This is a genomic window from Anaeromyxobacter terrae, assembly GCF_022690685.1.
Lineage (GTDB): Bacteria > Myxococcota > Myxococcia > Myxococcales > Anaeromyxobacteraceae > Anaeromyxobacter > Anaeromyxobacter terrae.
This window is the reverse complement of sequence record NZ_JALCYY010000055.1, coordinates 1-18,996: the sequence shown is the minus strand read 5'-3', so window position 1 is coordinate 18,996 and position 18,996 is coordinate 1. Positions and strand designations below refer to the sequence as shown.

At 74.9% G+C, this 18,996-nt stretch carries 20 protein-coding genes; 6 read left to right on the top strand and 14 right to left on the bottom strand.

Annotated features, from left to right (window positions below):
* Positions 1–66 precede the first annotated feature (66 nt).
* Positions 67–486, bottom strand: a complete 420-nt coding sequence (locus MNY62_RS19920; protein WP_242346104.1) for a rubrerythrin family protein — start codon at positions 484–486, stop codon at positions 67–69.
* Between the two features lie 161 nt (positions 487–647).
* Between MNY62_RS19920 and MNY62_RS19915 the strand changes: the two genes are divergently transcribed.
* A complete protein-coding gene (locus tag MNY62_RS19915) occupies positions 648–908 on the top strand; it encodes a hypothetical protein (RefSeq protein WP_242346103.1) in 261 nt (86 codons plus the stop codon).
* A gap of 5 nt (positions 909–913) precedes the next feature.
* On the opposite strand, the gene MNY62_RS19910 is transcribed toward MNY62_RS19915, so the two are convergent.
* Together MNY62_RS19910 and MNY62_RS19905 are read right to left on the bottom strand one after the other, a co-directional pair.
* Positions 914–1,561: a diacylglycerol kinase gene (locus MNY62_RS19910; RefSeq protein ID WP_242346102.1), complete on the bottom strand. Its 648-nt coding sequence runs from the start codon at positions 1,559–1,561 to the stop codon at positions 914–916.
* A gap of 35 nt (positions 1,562–1,596) precedes the next feature.
* Positions 1,597–2,583: a dihydroorotate dehydrogenase-like protein gene (locus tag MNY62_RS19905; RefSeq protein ID WP_242346101.1), complete on the bottom strand. Its 987-nt coding sequence runs from the start codon at positions 2,581–2,583 to the stop codon at positions 1,597–1,599.
* 130 nt (positions 2,584–2,713) lie between these two features.
* Here MNY62_RS19905 and MNY62_RS19900 point away from each other — a divergent pair, with 130 nt between their 5' ends.
* Positions 2,714–3,202, top strand: coding sequence for an SRPBCC family protein (locus tag MNY62_RS19900; RefSeq protein ID WP_242346100.1), 489 nt, complete (start codon positions 2,714–2,716; stop codon positions 3,200–3,202).
* Here the strand turns inward: MNY62_RS19900 and MNY62_RS19895 are convergent.
* The 7 genes from MNY62_RS19895 to MNY62_RS19865 all read right to left on the bottom strand — a co-directional run bounded on the left by MNY62_RS19895 (position 3,177) and on the right by MNY62_RS19865 (position 10,757).
* A complete protein-coding gene (locus tag MNY62_RS19895; protein ID WP_242346099.1) occupies positions 3,177–3,632 on the bottom strand; it encodes a universal stress protein in 456 nt (151 codons plus the stop codon). The two genes, MNY62_RS19900 and MNY62_RS19895, sit on opposite strands and share 26 nt — an antisense overlap.
* 311 nt (positions 3,633–3,943) lie before the next feature.
* A complete protein-coding gene (locus MNY62_RS19890) occupies positions 3,944–5,962 on the bottom strand; it encodes a hybrid sensor histidine kinase/response regulator (protein WP_242346098.1) in 2,019 nt (672 codons plus the stop codon).
* On the bottom strand, positions 5,959–8,112 hold the full coding sequence (locus MNY62_RS19885; protein WP_242346097.1) for an ATP-binding protein: 2,154 nt from the start codon (positions 8,110–8,112) through the stop codon (positions 5,959–5,961). Before MNY62_RS19885 ends, MNY62_RS19890 begins: the two co-directional genes overlap by 4 nt.
* On the bottom strand, positions 8,109–9,107 hold the full coding sequence (locus MNY62_RS19880) for a SpoIIE family protein phosphatase (RefSeq protein ID WP_242346096.1): 999 nt from the start codon (positions 9,105–9,107) through the stop codon (positions 8,109–8,111). The genes MNY62_RS19885 and MNY62_RS19880 overlap by 4 nt, the downstream gene beginning before the upstream one ends.
* Positions 9,104–9,508 (bottom strand): anti-sigma regulatory factor, encoded by a 405-nt coding sequence (locus tag MNY62_RS19875; protein ID WP_242346095.1) that lies wholly within the window; start codon positions 9,506–9,508, stop codon positions 9,104–9,106. Before MNY62_RS19875 ends, MNY62_RS19880 begins: the two co-directional genes overlap by 4 nt.
* A gap of 10 nt (positions 9,509–9,518) precedes the next feature.
* A complete protein-coding gene (locus MNY62_RS19870) occupies positions 9,519–9,890 on the bottom strand; it encodes an STAS domain-containing protein (protein WP_242346094.1) in 372 nt (123 codons plus the stop codon).
* Positions 9,891–9,902: 12 nt separating this feature from the next.
* Complete coding sequence (locus MNY62_RS19865; RefSeq protein WP_242346093.1) at positions 9,903–10,757, bottom strand: STAS domain-containing protein; 855 nt, start codon at positions 10,755–10,757, stop codon at positions 9,903–9,905.
* Positions 10,758–10,937: 180 nt separating this feature from the next.
* On the opposite strand from MNY62_RS19865, the gene MNY62_RS19860 reads away from it, so the two are divergent.
* Complete coding sequence (locus MNY62_RS19860) at positions 10,938–12,017, top strand: 4Fe-4S binding protein (RefSeq protein WP_242346092.1); 1,080 nt, start codon at positions 10,938–10,940, stop codon at positions 12,015–12,017.
* Here the strand turns inward: MNY62_RS19860 and MNY62_RS19855 are convergent.
* A complete protein-coding gene (locus tag MNY62_RS19855) occupies positions 12,001–12,702 on the bottom strand; it encodes a radical SAM protein (protein WP_242346091.1) in 702 nt (233 codons plus the stop codon). The genes MNY62_RS19860 and MNY62_RS19855 overlap by 17 nt on opposite strands.
* A gap of 71 nt (positions 12,703–12,773) precedes the next feature.
* Positions 12,774–13,391, bottom strand: coding sequence for a methyltransferase domain-containing protein (locus MNY62_RS19850; protein ID WP_242346090.1), 618 nt, complete (start codon positions 13,389–13,391; stop codon positions 12,774–12,776).
* Between the two features lie 237 nt (positions 13,392–13,628).
* Here MNY62_RS19850 and MNY62_RS19845 point away from each other — a divergent pair, with 237 nt between their 5' ends.
* Positions 13,629–14,099, top strand: coding sequence for an aminoacyl-tRNA deacylase (locus tag MNY62_RS19845; protein WP_242346089.1), 471 nt, complete (start codon positions 13,629–13,631; stop codon positions 14,097–14,099).
* Positions 14,100–14,138: 39 nt separating this feature from the next.
* Here the strand turns inward: MNY62_RS19845 and MNY62_RS19840 are convergent, their stop codons facing one another.
* Together MNY62_RS19840 and MNY62_RS19835 are read right to left on the bottom strand one after the other, a co-directional pair.
* The gene (locus MNY62_RS19840; RefSeq protein ID WP_242346088.1) at positions 14,139–15,587 is read right to left on the bottom strand and encodes an MFS transporter; all 1,449 of its coding nucleotides are present in this window, start codon (positions 15,585–15,587) and stop codon (positions 14,139–14,141) included.
* 141 nt (positions 15,588–15,728) lie between these two features.
* Positions 15,729–17,447 (bottom strand): sensor histidine kinase, encoded by a 1,719-nt coding sequence (locus MNY62_RS19835; RefSeq protein ID WP_242346087.1) that lies wholly within the window; start codon positions 17,445–17,447, stop codon positions 15,729–15,731.
* A gap of 203 nt (positions 17,448–17,650) precedes the next feature.
* On the opposite strand from MNY62_RS19835, the gene MNY62_RS19830 reads away from it, so the two are divergent.
* Both MNY62_RS19830 and surE read left to right on the top strand, forming a co-directional pair.
* A complete protein-coding gene (locus MNY62_RS19830) occupies positions 17,651–18,133 on the top strand; it encodes a MarR family winged helix-turn-helix transcriptional regulator (protein ID WP_242346086.1) in 483 nt (160 codons plus the stop codon).
* A gap of 70 nt (positions 18,134–18,203) precedes the next feature.
* Complete coding sequence (surE, locus tag MNY62_RS19825; protein ID WP_242346085.1) at positions 18,204–18,968, top strand: 5'/3'-nucleotidase SurE; 765 nt, start codon at positions 18,204–18,206, stop codon at positions 18,966–18,968.
* The last annotated feature ends 28 nt before the right edge of the window (positions 18,969–18,996 follow it).

The following is an 18,996-nucleotide window of genomic DNA, read 5'->3' as shown; positions in this document are numbered from 1 at the left end:
CGCGAAACGACCCGGCGCACGCCCTCGACGGGGGCGCGCCGGGTCGTCGCCGAGCCGTGCGAGGCGCTAGCTGATGCTCTTCAGCATCTTGTCGAAGCGGCCGGCGTGCGACTTCTCGGCCTTCGCGAGCGTCTCGAACCAGTCCGCCGCCTCGGCGAAGCCCTCGTCGCGCGCGGTCTTGGCGAAGCCCGGGTACATGTCCGTGTACTCGTGCGTCTCGCCCGCGATGGCCGCCTTGAGGTTCGTCGCCGTGTCGCCCATGGGCAGCCCGGTGGCGGGATCGCCGACCGCCTTCAGGAAGTCGAGGTGTCCGTGCGCGTGGCCGGTCTCGCCCTCCGCGGTCTCGCGGAAGTTCATGGCGACCTCGGGGTAGCCCTCCACGTCGGCGATCTTCGCGAAGTACAGGTAGCGCCGGTTCGCCTGGGACTCGCCCGCGAAGGCGTCCTTGAAATTCTGCTCGGTCTTGCTGCCCTTGAGGTTCGCCATGGTGTGTCTCCTCGCCTTCGAGGCGTGGGGGAGGCTCGAGATCCGGCCCGCGGAGTGCGGGCGCCGGGCGAGCGGAATCGGTGCGGGGAACCTATCGGAGCGACGTGGGATTGCATCGCCCCCGGTGGGTGGCCAGCGTGAGGATCGGGCAGGAGGGTGCGATGGCCGAGCGCAAGGATCCGATGTTCGATCGCGAGCTCGCGCGCCGGCGCGAGAACGAGAAGAAGGACCTCGACGTGGAGAGCCGGCACGGGGAACGGCCGCTGGAGGGGCTGTCTCCGGAGGGCGCGGGGACGACCTGGACGCCGGATCAGGACGAGCGCGAGGCGGAGCGCGTCCACGGCCACGACGAGGAGCGCTCGCGGGAGGCCTCGCGCCTGCAGATCCCCGAGCACCCCGGCGACCCGCTGCCGGAGGGGTAGGCACTTCACCTCCGGTGTACGGGAGGGCCTTCCCCCGCGGCGCGCCGCGCGGCCGCGGCGGCCCCGAGCGCGAGGAGCAGGGCCGCGACGGCGAGCGCCACTCCGCTCTCCGCGGCGGATGCGACGATTCCCAGCCCGAGCCCGCCCCCGAGGGCGAGCGCGAGCCGCGCGATCCCGCGCCGCTCGACCGGCGCGGGGAGACGCCAGGCGGCGAGCGCCGCGAGCGCCGCCCCCGCCGCCGACGGCGCGAGCGCCCGCGCGCTTGCGGCGAGCGCGGCGGCCCGGGGGGCGAGGATCGCCACCGCCACCGCGACGCTGGCGAGGGCGAGGGCGAGCACGGCGCCGGCGGCGGCGTCCTTCGCGAAGCGGGCGCGCGGATCCGGGCCGGGCAGGACCACGTCGACGATCGTCTCGACGGCCGAGTTCAGCGCCTCGGCGGCGACGACGGCCCCCGCGCAGGCGAGGACGAGCCCGCGCTCCGCCGGGGTGAGGTCGAGGACGGCCGCGCCGCACGCCGCCAGGACGCCGAGGCCGAGGTGGATGCGGAGGTTCCGCTCGCGGAGGGCGGCGTCGGCGAGGCCCGCCCCAGCGCAGGCGAACGCCCGGGCGAGGGCGGCCGGCGCACGGGGCTGCCTGGTAGAGGGAGGGGCCATCACCCGACATGCTGCCACGGGGGGCCCGTCGTGCGTCAGATGTTCTGTGACAGGATGAGGTGCACGTACTGTGCGCGCTCGAACGCCACGGGATCGCTCACCTCGCGCTGGGACAGCGACCCGCGGAGCTCGTCCAGCGTCGAGATGCCGCGGCGGTCCAGCCAGTCCTCGATCCCCGCGAGCACCTTGCCGAGGTGCGGGATCCCGTTCTTCATGAGCGCGGAGGCGAGCTGCACGACCTGCGCGCCGGCCAGGATCTGCTTCAGCACGCCGGGGGCGTCGTACACCCCGGTGGTCGCGGCGAGGTGCGCGCGCACGCGTCCGTGCAGGAGGGCGATCCAGCGCAGCGGCAGGAGCGCCTCCGCCGGAGCGGAAGGCGTCATCGTCGGCGCCGCCGCCATGCGCTCGAGAGAGATGTCGGGCTGCAGGAAGCGGTTGAAGAGGACGATTCCGTCCACGCCGAGCCCGTCGAGCCGGGAGGCGAAGTTCGCGAGCGAGGTGAAGTACGGCGAGAGCTTCACCGCGATCGGGATGCGCACCACCTGCCGCACGGCGGCGACGATCTCGAGGTAGCGCGCCTCTACCTCCCCCGCGGACACCGCCGGGTCCGCCTCCACGGCGTAGAGGTTCACCTCCAGCGCGTCCGCGCCGGCCTGCTCGATGTCGCGCGCGTACTCCGTCCAGCTCCCGGGCGCCGCGCAGTTGAGGCTCGCGATGACCGGGATCTCGAGCGCCCGCTTCGCGCGCTCGACGAGCGACATGTAATCGTGGGGGCCGACCCGCTGCGGCGGGAAGTAGGTGCGCGCCTCGGGGTTCGACTCGGCGCCGCCCAGGAGCTCCTCCTCGAGCGCGCTCGTGGCCGACTCGAGCTGCTCCTCGAAGAGCGAGCGGAGCACCACCGCCCCGGCGCCGTGCCCCTCGGCAGCCTGGAGGTTCTCGATGCGGTTCGAGAGCGCGCAGCTCGCGAGTACGAGCGGACTGGGCAGCGCGAGCCCCATGTACTCGGTGACGAGCTCCGCCATGAAGATCTCCGGGCCTCTCCGCGAGCCACCGCCCGCCTCCCCGTCACCCGGGTCTAATCGAGCGAACCCGGGCGGCGCCAGCAAACCCCGCTCCGCGGCGCCATGACGGCGACCGCCGCAGGAGGTTCACATGGCCCGCCGCTGGATCCTCGAGCGCGCGCAGCTCGTTCCGCGCCGCCGCGACGAGGTCTTCGCCTTCTTCTCCGACGCGCACAACCTCGAGGTCATCACGCCCGGTTTCCTGCGCTTCCGCATCGTCACGCCCGGCCGCGTCGCGATGGCGCCGGGCGCGCTCATCGAGTACCGGCTGTCGCTCTTCGGCGTGCCGTTCTCGTGGCGCACGCGGATCGAGGAGCTCGTGCCCGGCGAGCGGTTCGTGGACGTCCAGCTCGCGGGCCCGTACCGGCGCTGGCGCCACCTCCACACCTTCGAGGACGCGCCGGGCGGGACTCTCGTGCGAGACCGCGTCGAGTACGAGCTGCCCCTCGGGCCTCTCGGCGCAGTCGCGCACGCGCTCCTCGTGCGCCGCTCGCTCGCGCGGATCTTCGCGCACCGCGAGGCGCGCATCGCCGAGCTCCTCGCGCCCGGTCCGCCTAGGCCGCAGGGGGCCGCACCGTGAGCACAGGGCAGTGCGCCCTGCGCACGACGCGCTCCGCGATGGAGCCCAGGAGCGCGTGCTCGAGGCCGGTGCGCCCGTGCGTGCCGAGGACGAGCAGGTCCATGCCCCGCTCGCGCGCGAACGCGACGATCTCCGCCGCCGGCTCGCCGGCCTCCTTCGCGGTCTCGACGCGGGTCGCGCCGAGCCCCTCGGCGCTCAGGCGCCACTCGTCGAGGTGGCGCTGGGCGGCCTCGGCGAGGTCCTGGAGCATCTTCGGGCTCGCGACGACCGAGCCGTCCGGGAAGGTGTAGCCGGGGACCGGATAGGCGTGCAGAAGCCACAGCTCCGCGCCCATCCGGCGCGCGAGGTCGGCGGCGACCTCCATCGCGGCGCGCGAGGCGTCGGAGAAGTCGATCGGGCAGCAGATCCGCTTCCACTCGGCGGTCGGCATCGGTGTGCTCCTCCGGCGCCAGTCTAAGCCCCGCGCCCTCCCCTGGCGTAGGACGGGCCCCGCGTGAACCCGAGCGAGCGCTCGACGGACCTGTTCTGCGCGCTTGGCGCGCACCTCGCCTGGGGTGGAGGGGCCAGGCGGGGTCGGGGTCGGGGTCGGGGTCGCGGTCGCGGTCGCGGTCGCGGTCGGGGTCGAGGTCGGGGTCGGGGTCGGGGTCGGGGTCGAGGTCGAGGTCGGGGTCGAGGTCGGGGTCGGGGTCGGGGTCGCGGTCGGGGTCGCGGTCGGGGTCGGGGTCGGGTCGAGCCCTCCCCTCACTCCTCCGCCACCGGCAGCGTGAACGAGAACCGCGCCCCCTCGCCGGGCTTGCTCTCGACCCACACCTTCCCGCCATGGCGCTCGACGAGCGTCTTCACGATCGACAGGCCGATCCCCACGCCGTGTACGCCGGACTCGCGCCCGCGCCAGTAGCGCTCGAAGATGAGCGTCTGCTCCTCGAGCGCGATGCCTGGCCCCTCGTCCGACACGGTGAAGAGCGCCTCCCCTCCCCGCCGCCGGGCGGCGAGCTCGATCGTGCCCTTGCGCGGGCTCGCCTTCGCGGCGTTCGAGACGAGGTTCGCGAGGATGCGATGCACCCGCTCGCGATCGCAGCGGGCGACGACGCCGTCGGCGGCGGTGCGGACCTTGAGCTCCCGCTCGCGCACGGCGGGCGCGGCGCTCTCGAGCGCGTCGTCGAGGAGCTCGCGCGCGGCGTGCTCGCCGAGATCGAGCTCGAGGCGACCCGTCTCGGCGCGGGCGAGGTCGAGGAGGTCGTGGACGAGGCGGTTCATCCGGTCGCCGGCCCGGCGGATGTTCGCCGCGCGGCGGGAGACGACCTCGGGCAGGTCGGGGCGATCGGCGGAGCGCTCGAGCTGCGCCGCCGCGAGGAGGATCGACGACAGCGGGTTGCGCAGATCGTGCGAGACCTCGGCGAGCGTCTGCTCGCGGGCGCGCAGGGACCGCGCGAGCTCGTCGTGCAGGCGCGCGTTCTCGAGGGCGATCGCCGCCCGACCCGCGATCTCCTCGCCGAGCGCGAGCTCCACCGGCGCGAGCTCCGCCCCGCGGGGCGCCCGCACGAGCGTCAGCGCGCCGAGGATCCGGCCGCCGTGGGCGATGGGGAACACGGACGCCGCGCCGACGCGGAGCGTGAGGAGGGCCTGCCGGTGGGCGGGATCCTGCGCCGGCTCGAGCGCGTCGGGGTCGTCCACGAGCTCGAGGTGTTGCGGCGCGCCCGCCGCGAGCGCGAGAGAGATCGCGCCGGTCCCGCAGGGCGCGTGCGCCGCGACGACCGCCGCGTCGGGGAGCCGCGCCGGATCGGCGCTCGCCACCGCGAGCCGCTTCGCCCCGTCCTGCGTGGCCCGGTCGACGATGCACCAGTCGGCGATCTCGCCCGCGCACAGCGCCGCGAGCCGGGCCATCGCCGCCGCGATCTCCCCCGGCGCGACCATGAGCGCGCTCGTGACGGAGAGCAGGAAGGACATCCGCCGCTGGGCGGCCTCGGCGCGCGCGAGCGCCTCCTCGCGCTCGCGCTCGGCCCGCTTGCGCTCGGTGAGATCGAGCACGAACGCCACGTGACCGCCTCCGCCGGGGACCGCGGCGGCGCCCACCAGCACCGGCACCCGGCTGCCGTCCTTGCGCCAGTACTCCTTCTCGTAGGGCCGCACGACGCCGCCGGCCTGGAGCTGCTCCGCGGCGGCCGCGTCCTGCGTGCGCCACTCCGCCGGCGTGAGCTCGCCGCGCCGGCCGCGCGGCCCGGGGGCGAACGAGACGCCGTTCACCTCGACGAGCTCCGCCCGCGCGAGCCCCAGGATGCGCAGGAGCTCGTCGTTCCCCTCGATGAAGCCGCCCTCGCGGTCGAACTCCGCGACCCCGAACATGCTCGAGTCGACGAACCGGCGGAGGCGAGCCTCGGCGAGGCGGACGCGCAGGAGCGCGTTCAGCGCCGCGACGAGGACGTGGGGCTCCACGGGGTGGGTGAGGTACAGGTCCGCGCCGCCCTCGAGCCCGCGCACGAGATCGTCCGCGTCGGCGCGGCGCGCCGAGAGGAACACGATGGGAAGCGCGGCGGTGGCGGGCTCGGCCTTGAGGTCGCGGCAGACGTCGAAGCCGATCCCGTCGGGGAGCTGCACGTCGAGGAGCACGAGGTCGGGGCGCGCGGAGCGGGCGAGCGCCCGCGCCTGGGTGCCCGTCGCCGCGACGCTCACGCGGAAGCCCGCGTTCGCGAGGATGCGGTTCACCGCGTAGCGGGTCGCCTCCTCGTCCTCGACGAACAGGATGTGCGCGCGGGAGTTCACGCGGGGCCAGCTCCTCGCCCGAGCTTCGCGAGCGCTTCCCGGATCTCCTGAAGCGCGGAGGGCCGCGGCCGTCCCTTCGCGAGGATCGCCGCGGCGCCCGCCGCGCGCGCGCGCTGCTCCGCGCCGAGCTCCTCCCCGCTGTAGACGAGCACCGGCACGTCGCGCGTCCCCGGGTCGTCGCCGAGCCGCGCGAGCACCTCCCCCCCGTCCATCCCCGGCATCTTCCAGTCGAGGAACACCGCAGCGGGCCGGCGCTCCGCGACGACGGCCAGCGCCTCCTCGCCGGAGGCGACGTCCACGATCGCGTAGCGGGTCTCCGAGAGCAGCGAGCGGAGCAGGTAGCGCGACGCCTCGTCGTCGTCGACGATCACGATCTCCTCGCGCGGGAGGAGCGCGGCGGCTTCCTCGAGGCGCGACAGGAGCCACCCGCGCTCGAGCGGCTTCTCGGCGAAGTCGTCGGCGCCGAGCCCCTTCGCCTTGCCGCGGTTCTCGACCATCGTCACGACGTAGACGGGGATCCCGCGCGTGAGGACGGAGCCCTTGAGCTCCGACAGGAGCGGCCAGGCCGCCTCGGCGCCGAGCATCACGTCGAGCACCACCGCCACCGGCCGGAGCCGCTGCACCGCGCGGCGCGCCTCGAGCAGCGTCCCGACCGAGAGCACCTGGAACGGCGTCCCGCTCGTGTACTTCTCGTACACGAAGATCGTCTCCGGGTTGTCCTCGACGACGAGCACGGGGTACCGGGTGGGATCGTGGAGCGCGGCGATGTCCGGGACCGCCCCGATCTCGGGGGGGCCCCCGTAGAAGAGCGGCACGTCGAGCGTGAAGGTGGAGCCGACGCCCGGCTCGCTCTCCACGCCGACGCGGCCGCCGAGCAGCTCGGCGAGCCGCCTGGAGAGCGGGAGCCCCAGGCCGGTGCCGCGCACCCGCCGCTGCACCGGCGAGTCGAGCTGCCCGTACTCCTGGAAGATCCGCTCCTGGTCCTCCCGCGCGATCCCGATCCCGGTGTCCGAGACCGAGAAGATCGCGCGGTCGCCCTCGCGCCGGCCGGCGACGCGCACCTCGCCGCGCTCGGTGAACTTGAGCGCGTTGGAGATGAAGTTGCGGAGGATCTGGGAGATCTTCCCCTCGTCCGTGTAGAGCGCCGGCAGCCCCACCGGGTCGTCGAAGTGAAGGGTGACGTGGGTCGTCGCGAGGAGCGGCCGCAGCATGCCGCGCAGCGCCCCGAACAGCTCGCTCGCCTCGAACGGCGCGGCGCGGATCGTGGTCTTGCCCGCCTCGACCTTCGCGAGGTCGAGCAGGTCGTTCACGAGGTCGAGCATCCCCTCCGCGGAGCGGCGCGCGAATCCGATCTGCTTGCGCTGCTCGTCGTTGAGCGGTCCGTCGGTCTCGTCGAGCAGCATCCGGCAGAACGAGATCACGGTGTTGAGCGGGGTGCGGAACTCGTGGCTCATGTTGGAGAGGAACCGGCTCTTCAGCTCCGAGGCCCGCCGCAGGTAGTCGGCCTTCTCGTCGAGCTCCGCGTACAGCGCGACCACCCCGCGGTTCGTGTCCTCGAGCTCGCGGTTCAGCTCGACGAGCTGGCGCTCCCGCTCCCGGAGGGCGTCGAGCGCGCGGAGCAGCTCCTGGTTCTGGGTGGTCAGCTCCTCGAGCGCGTCGTGGGGCCGCACTCGCGAGAGCTCGTCCAGCAAGGCCGCGAGCTCGCGCGGCGTGGCCGGCCCCGCCCCCGCGGGCAGGTCCTTCGCGAGCGTCACCGTCGTTCCCGCCGGGCCGCTCTCGATGTCGAAGCGATCGACGAGCCGCCGGCTGCCCGCGATGCCCAGCCCCATCCCGGTCGGGGAGTGGTAGCGGCCGGAGAGCACGGCGTCGAGATCCCGCACCCCGCGCCCCTGGTCGCGGATGCGGACGACGAGCGCGCCCGTCTCCGCCCCCTCCTCGAGCGCGATCTCCACCCGACCGCCGTCCGCATACTTCCAGGCGTTGCGTGCGATCTCGGAGACGGCCGTCGCGAGGCGCGTCTGCTCCGAGGGCGTGATGCCCACGAGCCGGGCCACCTGCCGCGCGCGCTGGCGAGCGAGGACGACGTCCTCCTCCCGCCGGACCCCGACGGTGAGGATCGGACCGACGGCTGCTCCAGGACCCTCGTTCACGCACCCCTCCGCGCGACGAGGACGGTCGCGTCGTCGCGGCCGCGCGCGTGATCGCGGAACAGGACGCCCGCGAGGAGCGCGGGGTGCCGGCTGAGCAGCCCCGGGTACGCCGCGGCGTCCCAGTGGGTCGCGATGCCGTCCGAGTGCATGACGAGGACCGCGCCCTCCGGCAGGTCGTAGCTGAACTCCTGGATGGTTCGCGCCGCGTGCCCTGCGGTGCCGGCGAGCGACACGAGCCGCCGCGCCGCTCCGGCGCCGAGGATCGCGCCGACCACGTTGCCGAGCCCCGCGTACCGGAGCGCGCCGCTCTCGAGATCGAGCGCGGCGATCGCGAGCGCCGCGCCGCGGGTCGCGCGGAGCGCCGCGTGCGCCGCGCCGACGATCTCGCGCGGCGGCTGGTCGGCGGCCCGGCGGATGGCGTCGAGCGCGGCGCGCGCCGCGTCCGCCGCGAGGGGGCCGTGCCCGAGCCCGTCGACGACCGCCAGCACCGCCCGGCCCGCGTCCTCCACCACGAGCCACCCATCGCCGCAGACGCGCTCGCCCGTCTTCGCCACCGAGATCGCGCCCGACGCGAGCTTGCGCGAGGACGGCTCCTCCGACCACACCTCCGCGACGAGCACGGTGCCCTGCCCTGGCGCGCTCCACAGGTCGAACTCGGTGCCCACCCTCGCCATCGCGCCGAGCCCCTCGCCCGGCGTCCCCGCGGTCGAGTGGCCGTCGCGCATCGCGCGCCCGAGGTCCTCGATGCCGCGGCCGCGGTCCAGCGCGACGATGCCGAGCCCACGGGGCGGATGGCCGAGCGGCTGGAGCCCGACCACCCCGCCGCCGCCGTGCGCGACGAGGTTCCTCGCCGCCTCGCTCGCCACGATGGCCGCTCGCTCCGCGACCACCTCGCCGAGCCCGAGCTCGCCCGCCAGGCGGCGCGCCGTCCGGCGCGCCTCGCCGACCTGGGACGCCTCGTCCACGCGGACGAGGGTCGTATCACCATTGGTCAATGCCACTTGGTCACCGTGATGCGGGTCCCCTTGCCGGGGGTGGACTCCACCGCGAACTCGTTCACGAGCCGCTTCGCCCCGCCGAGCCCGAGGCCCAGCCCGCCTCCGGTGGTGTAACCGTCCTTCATGGCGAGCTCCACGTTGGCGATCCCGGGGCCCTGGTCGGCGAAGACGAGCCGGAGCCCGGAGCGCGGCGGGTCCTGCAGCACCTGGAGCAGCATCTCGCCGCCCCGGCCGTGCTCGAGCGCGTTGCGGGCGAGCTCGCTCGCGGCGGTGACGAGCTTCGTCTGGTCGACGAGCGAGAAGCGCAGCTCCTGGGCACGGCGCCGGACCAGCTGCCGGACCAGCACCACGTCCGCGTCGGAGCCGATCGCGACCGTCTCCTCCTTCAGGACGGGCATGCGGTCGTCCTCACGCGCGGCGCCTCCCAGCCGCGCTCGCCCGGAGGAGCGCCATCCCCTTCTCCACGTCGAGGGCGGTCCGGATGCCGTGCAGGGTGAGGCCGAGCTCGACGAGGGTGATCGCCACCGACGGCTGCATGCCGACCACGACGGTCTCCGCGTTCATGAGCCGGGCCATCGAGGCGATCGAGCCGAGCATCCGGCCGATGAAGGAGTCGACCACGTCGAGCGACGAGATGTCGATGAGCACGCCGCGCGCGCCCGTCCGCGTGATCTGGGCGGTGAGATCGTCCTGCAGCGTCAGGGCGAGCTGGTCGTGCATGTCCACCTGGATGGTGACGAGCAGGAACTCGCCCATCCTCAGGATCGGGATGCGGTCCATGTTCCGACCTCGCTAGCGGCCGGGGACCTGCGCCATGCCGCGCTTGTCGAGCGCCGTCTTGAAGGCGTCGGCGAGGTTGGCCTTCGTGATGACGTTGCCGAGGTCGATGGCGAGGTGGACGATCGTCTGCGCGATCGCCGGGCGGATGCCGCTGATGATGCACTCGGCGCCCATGAGCCGGGCCGCCGCCACCGTCTTCATGAGGTGCTGCGCGACGAGGGTGTCGACCGTCGGCACGCCCGTGATGTCGATGATCGCCACCTCGGAGCCGGTCTCCACGATCTTCTCGAGGAGCGTCTCCATCACGACCTGCGTCCGGTTCGAGTCGAGCGTGCCGATCATCGGCAGCGCGAGGATGCCGTCCCACAGCTTCACCACCGGGGTGGAGAGCTCGAGCATCTCCTCCTGCTGGCGCGCGATCACCGCCTCGCGCGTCTTCTGGTACGTCTCGGTCGTGAGGAGGCCGAGCTCGTCGAGCAGCTCCGTCACCGCCCAGGTCTCGTCGGCGAGCGCGACGGCGTCCCGCCCGAGCTCCTCCCGCAGGCGCATGAAGAGCGGGCGCTTGAACGAGAAGACGAACTTGGCGGTCTCGCTCGGCGAGAAGCCCTGCACGCCGCGCGAACGCGAGACGTTCGCGAGCAGCTCGCGGAGCGGCTCGAACTCGGGGCGGCTCACGTCGGAGGTGCCGCCCTTCGCGGTCGCCTCGCGGAGCAGGCGCAAGAACTCGGCGCACTGCTCGCGCAGCTCCCCTTCCTTGATCGCGCCCGTCCGGGACTTCGCCTGGAGCTGCTCGCGGATCCAGTCCGCGAGCAGCGCGTCGCCGTGACGCTCGAGGATGCGAGGGAGGTGGGTGAGGGAAACGGCCATCGTTACGCTCCGTGAATGTGGAATTTTTGGAAAAGCGGAATGTTACGCATCGCGCCCCCCGTCGGAAGGGACTGGGCGGCTGGTGCCCCGGAAGGGATCGCGACGCGGCGTCTGCGTCCGCGTTGTCCCTCGAGGGCCCCGAGAGATAACCTCCGCGGCCGTCTGGAGACACCACCAAGCATGTCCACCCCTAGGAACGAGCTTCGCCCCGAGCCCACGCTCGCTCCCCCGGCCGCTGCCCGTCCCCTCGCCGTGGCGCCCGTCCGCTGGACGAACCCGCACCGGCTGGTGCCGCGCGTCCGCTGGGCCGTGCAGCTCGCCTACCTCGCCTTCCTCGCGCTCGTCGGGCTGGAGTTCGCCCGCTTCGTCTCGCAGGCGACGAGCGACGGGCCGCTCACCGCGGCCCGCCCGCCCGCGGTCGAGGGCTTCCTGCCCATCGCGGCGCTCGTGGGCCTGAAGCGCTTCCTCCTCACCCGCTACTGGGACGAGGTCCACCCGGCCGGCCTCACGATCCTGCTCGCGGCGATCGCGACCGCGTTCCTCGCGCGGAAGGCGTTCTGCTCCTGGGTCTGCCCGGTGGGCACGATCTCGCGGGCGCTGGAGTGGCTCGGCAAGCGGACGCTGTGGCGCCGCCGCTGGCCGGCGGTGCCGCGCTGGCTCGACCTCCCCCTCTCCTCGCTCAAGTACCTGCTCCTCGGCTTCTTCGTCTGGACCGTCGGGCAGATGCCGCTCGAGGCGATCGAGGGGTTCCTCCGCTCCCCGTTCAACACCGCCGCCGACGCGAAGATGCTCCTCTTCTTCCGGCACCCCGGGACGACCTCCCTCGTCGTGATCGGCGCCCTCGTGGCGCTGTCGCTCGTCGTGAAGCACTTCTGGTGCCGCTACCTCTGCCCGTACGGCGCGCTCCTCGGCGTCGCGAGCCTGCTCTCGCCGCTCTCCGTCCGCCGGGACCCGGACGTCTGCAACGACTGCCGCGCCTGCACGCGCGCGTGCCCCGCGGAGATCCCGGTGCACACGCGCCTCCGGGTGATCTCGCCGGAGTGCACGGGCTGCATGTCGTGCGTGGCCGCGTGCACGACGCCCGATTGCCTCGGCGTGACGCGCAAGGGAGCGCGCGCGCTCTCTCCGTGGCTCGTGCCGGCGGTGGCGCTCTCGACCCTGCTCGGCTTCTGGGCGCTCGCGCGCGCGACCGGCTTCTGGGAGACGAGCCTACCCGCCGAGGCGTTCCGCTTCGCCTACCGGCTCATGGGCATCGAGTGACCGCGGCCGTGCGCGCGGGACGGGCGAGGAACAGCGCCCGCGCCTGCGCGGCATAGCTCGCGCGCGGTCCGAGCAGGACGGCGGCGGGGTGGGGCGACGCGAGCATCCCCTCGCGCTCGAGCACCCGGACCGTCGAGAGCGCCTCGCGCAAGTCCTCGGCGCCGTCCACCTCGAACCGGACGAGCACGTCGAGCTCCTCGCGCGCCTCGCGGATGCTGCGCAGGATCCGCCCGAACCGCTGCTGATCGAGCGAGCTCCGCGACGCCGCCCGGGCGCCGACGGGGATCGTGACCTGCAGCGTCGTCACCCCGGCGCGCGACAGGCGGCGCGCGCCGAAGCCGTCGAGGAGCGTCGCGTTCGTGATCACCGTCGCGTCGTAGCCGCACCCGTCACGCGCGCACGCGTCGCGCACCCGCGCGGAGCAGGCGACGACGACGTCCGTGTCGAGCAGCGGCTCCCCCCCGAACAGGACGAGCGAGACCGCCCCCGCTGCGGTCTCCGCGACGAGCCCCGCGAGCCGGTCCGCGACCGCCAGCGGGGCGGCGCGGTTCGGACGGCCACGCTGGCGCCCCCGCGCGCATCCGCCGCAGGTCAGGTTGCATGGGAACCCGAGGTCGAGGAGCGCCTTGAGCCGGGGGCCGGCGAGCCCCTCCGTCGGGTCGAGATCGTAGGCGAGGATCGCCACCGCGGCGGAACGTGGCCACGCGGCGCGCGCCCGGCCTCGGCGATTTTCACGATTAGCGAAGTCCGTCGGGGTCACGGCGGCAGGCGGCCCGAGAGCACCGCGATCCGCACCTCGCGGCCGACGCCGGGCAGCCACGTCGCCGCGCTCTCCACCGCCGACCAGAGCGCGTCGGCCCACGGCGAGGCCGGGCGTCCCGCCGCCGGCGCGGGGAGGCGTGCGACACGGAGCCCGGGCAGGTGACGGCGGACGGCGTCGAGCTCGCGCGCGCCGAGCGCATCGTCGGGCGGCGCCGAGCGGGGGTCCCACGCCGCGGGGGCCAGCTGTTCCACGAAGGCGAACGGGGCGTCGGGCCTCACCCAGGCGCGCAGCCGGTACAGGAGGGCCTCGACGTCGGCCGCGCGCGAGAGCAGCCCCTCCGCGACCACCGCGTCGAAGGACCAGGTCGGCAGGTCGATCGAGCGCCACGCCTCGGGGCATGCGAGCGCGTCCGGGCCGAGCGAGACGGGCGTCACGCGCGCCCCGTCCCGCTCGAGCGCAGCGGAGAGAGCGCCGGCCTCTTCGGCGGCGACGAGCACCTCCGCGTCGCGCACCTCGCCGAGGGCCGCGCGCGCCAGCTCGCGGGCGGTCGGCGGTGGGCGGGGCGCGCGCGGTCGGCGCCCCAGGGTCGGAGCTGCGGTGTCGAGGGCCATTCGCAGGTGCGATCGCCGGTCGGTCGGCGCCCGTTCCTCGGCGCGTCGGCGGTCACCGGCGAACGATTCGCCCCCCGGTCGCGGGAAGCAAGGGCCCCTGCAGAGGGCGCCCGCCGACGGGCTCGCCCCCCCGCGCCCTCCCCCACCCGTGGCCCACCGTCGCGCTCGCCAAGACCCGGCGCGCGGTTAGGGATCGATCATCGCCCAGCCGGCCCGCACCACGCGGAGGAGGTCGCCGTGATCCCGGAGCCCATCGACCGGTATCTGAAGCAGCACCACCTCGCCTACGAGCACTCGGTCCACGTCCGCGCCGTCCCCGCGCAGCGGCTCGCCGCCGCGGAGCACGTCTCCGGGGAGCGGATCGCGAAGCCGGTCGTGGTCGACCTCGACGGCAAGCTCGCGCTCGCGGTCGTGTCCGCCACGCAGCGCGTGGACCTCGAGGCGCTCCGGCGAGCGACGGGCGCCGCGCGCGCGGCGCTGGCGCCGGAGACCGCCTTCTCCGGCAAGTTCACGCCCTGCGAGGTCGGCGCGGAGCCGCCGCTCGGGATCTTCGGCATGCCCATCTACGTCGACGACGAGCTCGCGCACGAGGCGTGGATCGTCGTCCGCGGCGGTACGCACGAGGACGCGCTCCGGCTCGACACGGCCGCCTGGCTGCGCGCGGAGCACGTGGTGCCGGTCGAGCGGCTCGGGCTGCATCCGTTCTGACGCGGCCGAGGTGGTGCTCGCGCTCTGCTCCGCCCCTCGTCACCGCCTGAGGATCCTGACGTACGCGAGCGCCCCGCGCGCCGCGCCGGTCGCGGCGTGGTGCACCTCGGCGAGCGAGACCGCGCCGCGGGCATCCGTGCGGAGCGCGAGGAGCGCGCTCGCGAACCGCCCCGCGGCCGACACGACGAACACGAGCTCGAGGCCGGTGCCTCCCGCGCGGCCCAGGGTGGCGACCTCTGGCGGCAGCGCGGCAGCGGCGAGACCTCCCAGCGTCACGGCGGCGGCGTACGCCATGCCGCCCGCCATCGCGAACGCGGCGAGGTGGAACGGACGGTCGCGCCGCGCGCCGATCTCGAGCGGGAGCGCGAGGGACGCGAGCGCGTGGCCGCCCCAGGCGACGCCGCCGATCGCGGCGTCGAGCGCGATGGGCCACAGCCAGCCCGGCGAGCTCGCGAGCCACAGGAGCGGCAGCCCCGCCGCGGCGAACGAGCAGGCGGCCAGCACCGGCCGCGCGCCGGCGCGATCGAGGACGCGCCCCCAGAGCGGCGCCGTCAGGAACCGCGTGCCCGCGCCGATGGCGGCGTGGGCCGCGACGAGCATGAAGCCGGCCCGGAGGTCCTGGAGCAGGTAGAGCGTGAAGTAGCCGCCCGCGAGGCCGACGGAGCCGTTCCACGCCACCTGGTAGACGAGCACGGCGCGCGCGTCGCGGTCGCGCAGCGGCCGGAGCGCGTCCGCCAGCGACGGCGGCGCCGGGGCGGGCGCGGGCGGCTCGTGCTGGCGGAGCATGAGCGCCGTCGTCGTCGCGCCGAGCGCCGATGCGGCGAGCGCTAGCCCCGCGAGCGCGACCGCCGCGCCCCTGCCGCCCGCGACCGCGTCGAGCAGCCGCGCGACGCCGAGCCCCGCGAGCGTGCCCCCGGCGGTGCAGAGCGCGGTGCGCCGCCCGAAGTAGCGGCCGCGGAGCCGCGCCGGGACGAGCTCGCCCATCCAGGCGACCCACGCGTTGTTCCCGACCACCGAGAGCGCCGCGGACAGCGCGGCGACCACGAGCAGGAGCGCGCGCGCCGCGGGCGTCGACAGGGGCAGGAACGGGAGCGCGGCGAGCGGGAGGAGCGCCTGGCGCGAGAGCGTCACCGCGCTCACCGCCACGCGCCGCCGGCCGAAGGTCGCGGTGGCCCACGCGGCGGGGAGCTGCACGATCTGCGCGAGCTGCGGCAGCGCCGCGATGAACCCCACCTCGAGCGGCGTCGCGCCCAGGTGGAGCGCCCACGCAATGAGCACCGTGGGACCGGCGGTCGCGGCGACGAGCTCCGCGAAGAGCCCCTCGGCGGACGACGCGCGGAGCGAGGTGCGGACGCGGCTCGTGGGACCGGTGGCGCGGCCGCCGCCCATCGGCGGGGGCGCGCCGCGGAGGAGCCCGAGGGCCGGCGCCGCGGCAACGAGGAACAGCCCGCGCAAGAGCGCGGCAGGCAGGCGGACGATGGAGAGCATGACGCGGCGGCGCTCCCCTCCCCGCGCGCGTTCCGCGCACTCTGGCACGCGCGGGGCCGCCCCGTAAAGGTGCAGCGTGTAGGCGCGCTCGCGCCTCACCGAGTCCATCGCGCGGGTGGCGGCCAGCGCGAGGAGCGGCGCTCAGTCGGCGGCGAGCGGCAGCTCCACCGTGAACGACGAGCCCTGCCCGGGCGTGCTCTCGACGCCGATGCTGCCGCCGTGCGCCGCGACGATCTGCTGCACGATCCACAGGCCGAGCCCGAGCCCCGAGTAGTGGCGCCCGGACACGGCGCGCTCGAAGCGGCCGAAGATCCGCTCCTGGTCGGCGGGAGCGATGCCGATGCCGCGGTCCGCCACCGTCACACGCGCCGAGGCGCTCGACGCGGCGATGCTCACGTGGACCGGCTTTCCCTGGCCGTACTTGAGCGCGTTCGAGACGAGGTTCGAGAGCACCTGCTCGATGCGCGCCGCGTCGAAGGGGCAGCGGACCGGGCCGGGCGCGTCGCACGTGAGCGCGCACCCCGCGTCGGAGGCCTCCTCGGTGTAGCGCCCGGCCACCTCGCGGACGAGGGCCGCGAGATCCGCCTCCTCCCGCGCGAGCACGAGCCGCCCGGCCGTGATGCGCGACACGTCGAGGAGGGCATCGGCGAGGCGCACCAGGCGATCGGCCTGCCGCCCGATCATCCGCAGCCGCGGCTCGGACGGCTTCGTCGCGGGTCCGCCGCGCTGGTCGCGGAGCAGCAGCTGCACCCCGAGCCGCAGCGTCCCGAGCGGCCCACGCAGCTCATGGGACGCGACCTGGAGGAACTCCTCGCGCGCGCGCGCCGCCGCCCGGGCGTCGCGGAGGAGCCGGGCGTGGGCGATCGCGAGCGCGGTGCGTCGCGCCACCTCGCCGACGAGCACCCGATCCGCCGCACCGTACCGCCGGGCGGGATCGGCGCTCGCCACCGCCAGGATGCCGAGCGCCTCGCCGCCGGCCACGAGCGCCGCGACCACCGCGGACCTCGGCGCGGGACCGGCTGCGGGGAGCTCGGGGAACTCGTCGATCGGCTCGGGCCGCGGCGGCTCACCGGCGATGAGGAGCCGCTCGACGGCCAGCGCACGCGCGCGCGCCTCGACGGGCGCGCCCACGCTCTCGAGGCCGAGCCGCGCCGCCGCGACGAGCCCCTCGTCGCGCAGCGCGAGCACACACGCCCAGTCGCCGAGCGCGGGCACCGCGAGCCGCACCACCCCGGCGGCCATCTCTTCCTCCTCGAGGGTCGCGGCGAGGAGCGCCGACACGTCGTCGAGGAACGCCAGCCGCCGCTGGGCCGCGACCGCCTCGGCGCGGGCGAGCCGCTCGGCCACGAAGAGCCGTGCGCGGTCGAGCGCCTGGGCGCACTGGGACGCGATCGTGACGGCGAGCGCGCGCTCCGCGTCCGGAAACGCGCGCGGCGCGTCGTAGGCCACGTAGAGCACGCCGAGCGGCAGCCCCTGCGACGGCAGGGGCAGCGCGATGAAGGCCTCTCCGGCGAGCCCGTCGTGCCCCGGGTACAGCGCCGCCAGCGAGGCGCGATCCTCCAGGAACATCGGCGTCCTCGAGTGGAACGCGTCCCGGACCGGACCCGGACCGCCGAGGCGCGCGGCCGCGGCGGCCCCCACGCCGTCGCCGGACGGGAGCACGTCCATGCCACCGCCGGCGCCGGGAACGAGCAGGAGACCCCGCGCCCCACCGAGCGCGCTGACGCCGCGCCCCAGGGTGACCTCGGCCACCTCGTCCGGAGTCCGCGCGCGCGAGAGCGCGGCGGTGACGGACTGGAGCCGCTCCATCCGCGCGGCCGACGCCTCGGCGTCCGCGCGCGCGGAGCGCTCCGCTTCCAAGGAGGGAGCGGTGCCGCCCGCGCGCTGCGACGCGGTGAATCCGTCTCGCCAGTCCAAGCTGTCCCCCCGGACACGGACTGCGTGTTCGAGTCGTCATTAACCCAGAACGGGTTGCCCGATTCAAGGGTCGGCGGGTCGCGCGAGCGCGGGACGCGACCCCTCGCCCGTGGTAATCGATCGGGGATCGAGGTGAAATGATCGCCATGTCCGCACGCGCCCAGAGGAACGCAGAGATCCAGGTCAACGGGAAGAGGACGCTCGGCCCCGTCCTGGAGTTCATGCGGACGCTCTGGGCACTCGATCACGCGCTCCAGTCCGCCTCCAAGCGGATGGAGTCGCGGCTGCGCATCACCGCGCCGCAGCGGCTCGTGGTCCGGATCGTCGGTCGCTATCCGGGCATCTCCGCGGGGGAGCTCTCCGAGATCCTGCACCTCCACCCGAGCACGCTCACCGGGATCCTGAAGAGGCTCGGCGATCGCGGCCTCCTCGAGCGGCACCCGGATCCCTCCGACGCACGGCGGGCGCTCCTCAGCCTCACGTCGAAGGGGCGCACCGTCGACGATCTCCGGACGGGCACGGTCGAGGCTGCGGTCCGGCGCGCGCTCGCCCGCGTGCGCCCCGCGTCCGTACAGCACGCGCGCGAGGTGGCCGAGGTGCTCGCGGCCGAGCTCACGCGGATGGGCTGATCTCGCGCGCTCGGCGCGCCGCCGCCTGCTCGCCTGGCGGCGCGCCGGTCCGGTTGGTACATTCTCGCGCGTGCGAGTCCTGCTCTCGAACGACGACGGCGTGCACGCGCCGGGGCTCTCGGCGCTCGCCGCCGCATTCGAAGGCGACGAGGTGTGGGTGGTCGCGCCCGACCGCGAGCAGTCCGCCTCGTCGCACGCGATCTCGCTCCACCGCCCGCTGCGCCTCCTCGAGGTCGCGCCGCGCTGGTACGCCGTGGACGGGACGCCGACGGACGCCGTCTACATGGGCCTGAACCACGTGCTCCGCGACGCACGGCCGGACGTCGTCGTCTCCGGCATCAACCACGGCCCGAACCTCGGCAACGACGTCCTCTACTCCGGCACCGTGGCGGCGGCGATGGAGGGCGCGCTCCTCGGGGTGCACGCGATCGCGGCGTCGCTCGCGTCGTCGCCGCCCCACGCGTTCGAGGACGCCGCCCGGTTCGCGGCGGCGCTCGCGCGGCACATGGTCGCGACCTCCCCGCCGGCGCGGCTCCTGCTCAACGTCAACGTCCCGCCCGGCCCGGTGCGCGGGTTCCGGTTCGCCCGCCTCGGGCGCCGGACCTACGGCAACGAGGTCGTCGAGAAGACCGATCCGCGCGGCCGCAAGTACTACTGGATCGGCGGCGAGGGCGGTCCCACCAACGAGGACATACCGGGCTCCGACTGCAACTGCGTGCTGAAGGACGGCCTCGTCGCGGTCACGCCGCTCCACCTCGACTCCACGCACGACGCCGTGCTGAAGGAGATGCGGAGCTGGACCTTGCCCGGGTACACGAAGGAGCCGTCGCTTTGACGGTGACCCGCGCCGTCCGCGGCGCGGC

What these genes read in the sequence shown, in the direction of transcription:
- MNY62_RS19920 (WP_242346104.1), bottom strand. Translation starts at nt 486, where the DNA reads ATGGCGAACCTCAAGGGCAGCAAGACCGAGCAGAATTTCAAGGACGCC.
- MNY62_RS19915 (WP_242346103.1), top strand. Translation starts at nt 648, where the DNA reads ATGGCCGAGCGCAAGGATCCGATGTTCGATCGCGAGCTCGCGCGCCGG.
- MNY62_RS19910 (WP_242346102.1), bottom strand. Translation starts at nt 1,561, where the DNA reads ATGGCCCCTCCCTCTACCAGGCAGCCCCGTGCGCCGGCCGCCCTCGCC.
- MNY62_RS19905 (WP_242346101.1), bottom strand. Translation starts at nt 2,583, where the DNA reads ATGGCGGAGCTCGTCACCGAGTACATGGGGCTCGCGCTGCCCAGTCCG.
- MNY62_RS19900 (WP_242346100.1), top strand. Translation starts at nt 2,714, where the DNA reads ATGGCCCGCCGCTGGATCCTCGAGCGCGCGCAGCTCGTTCCGCGCCGC.
- MNY62_RS19895 (WP_242346099.1), bottom strand. Translation starts at nt 3,632, where the DNA reads ATGCCGACCGCCGAGTGGAAGCGGATCTGCTGCCCGATCGACTTCTCC.
- MNY62_RS19875 (WP_242346095.1), bottom strand. Translation starts at nt 9,508, where the DNA reads ATGCCCGTCCTGAAGGAGGAGACGGTCGCGATCGGCTCCGACGCGGAC.
- MNY62_RS19870 (WP_242346094.1), bottom strand. Translation starts at nt 9,890, where the DNA reads ATGGACCGCATCCCGATCCTGAGGATGGGCGAGTTCCTGCTCGTCACC.
- MNY62_RS19865 (WP_242346093.1), bottom strand. Translation starts at nt 10,757, where the DNA reads ATGGCCGTTTCCCTCACCCACCTCCCTCGCATCCTCGAGCGTCACGGC.
- MNY62_RS19860 (WP_242346092.1), top strand. Translation starts at nt 10,938, where the DNA reads ATGTCCACCCCTAGGAACGAGCTTCGCCCCGAGCCCACGCTCGCTCCC.
- MNY62_RS19850 (WP_242346090.1), bottom strand. Translation starts at nt 13,391, where the DNA reads ATGGCCCTCGACACCGCAGCTCCGACCCTGGGGCGCCGACCGCGCGCG.
- MNY62_RS19840 (WP_242346088.1), bottom strand. Translation starts at nt 15,587, where the DNA reads ATGCTCTCCATCGTCCGCCTGCCTGCCGCGCTCTTGCGCGGGCTGTTC.
- MNY62_RS19830 (WP_242346086.1), top strand. Translation starts at nt 17,651, where the DNA reads ATGTCCGCACGCGCCCAGAGGAACGCAGAGATCCAGGTCAACGGGAAG.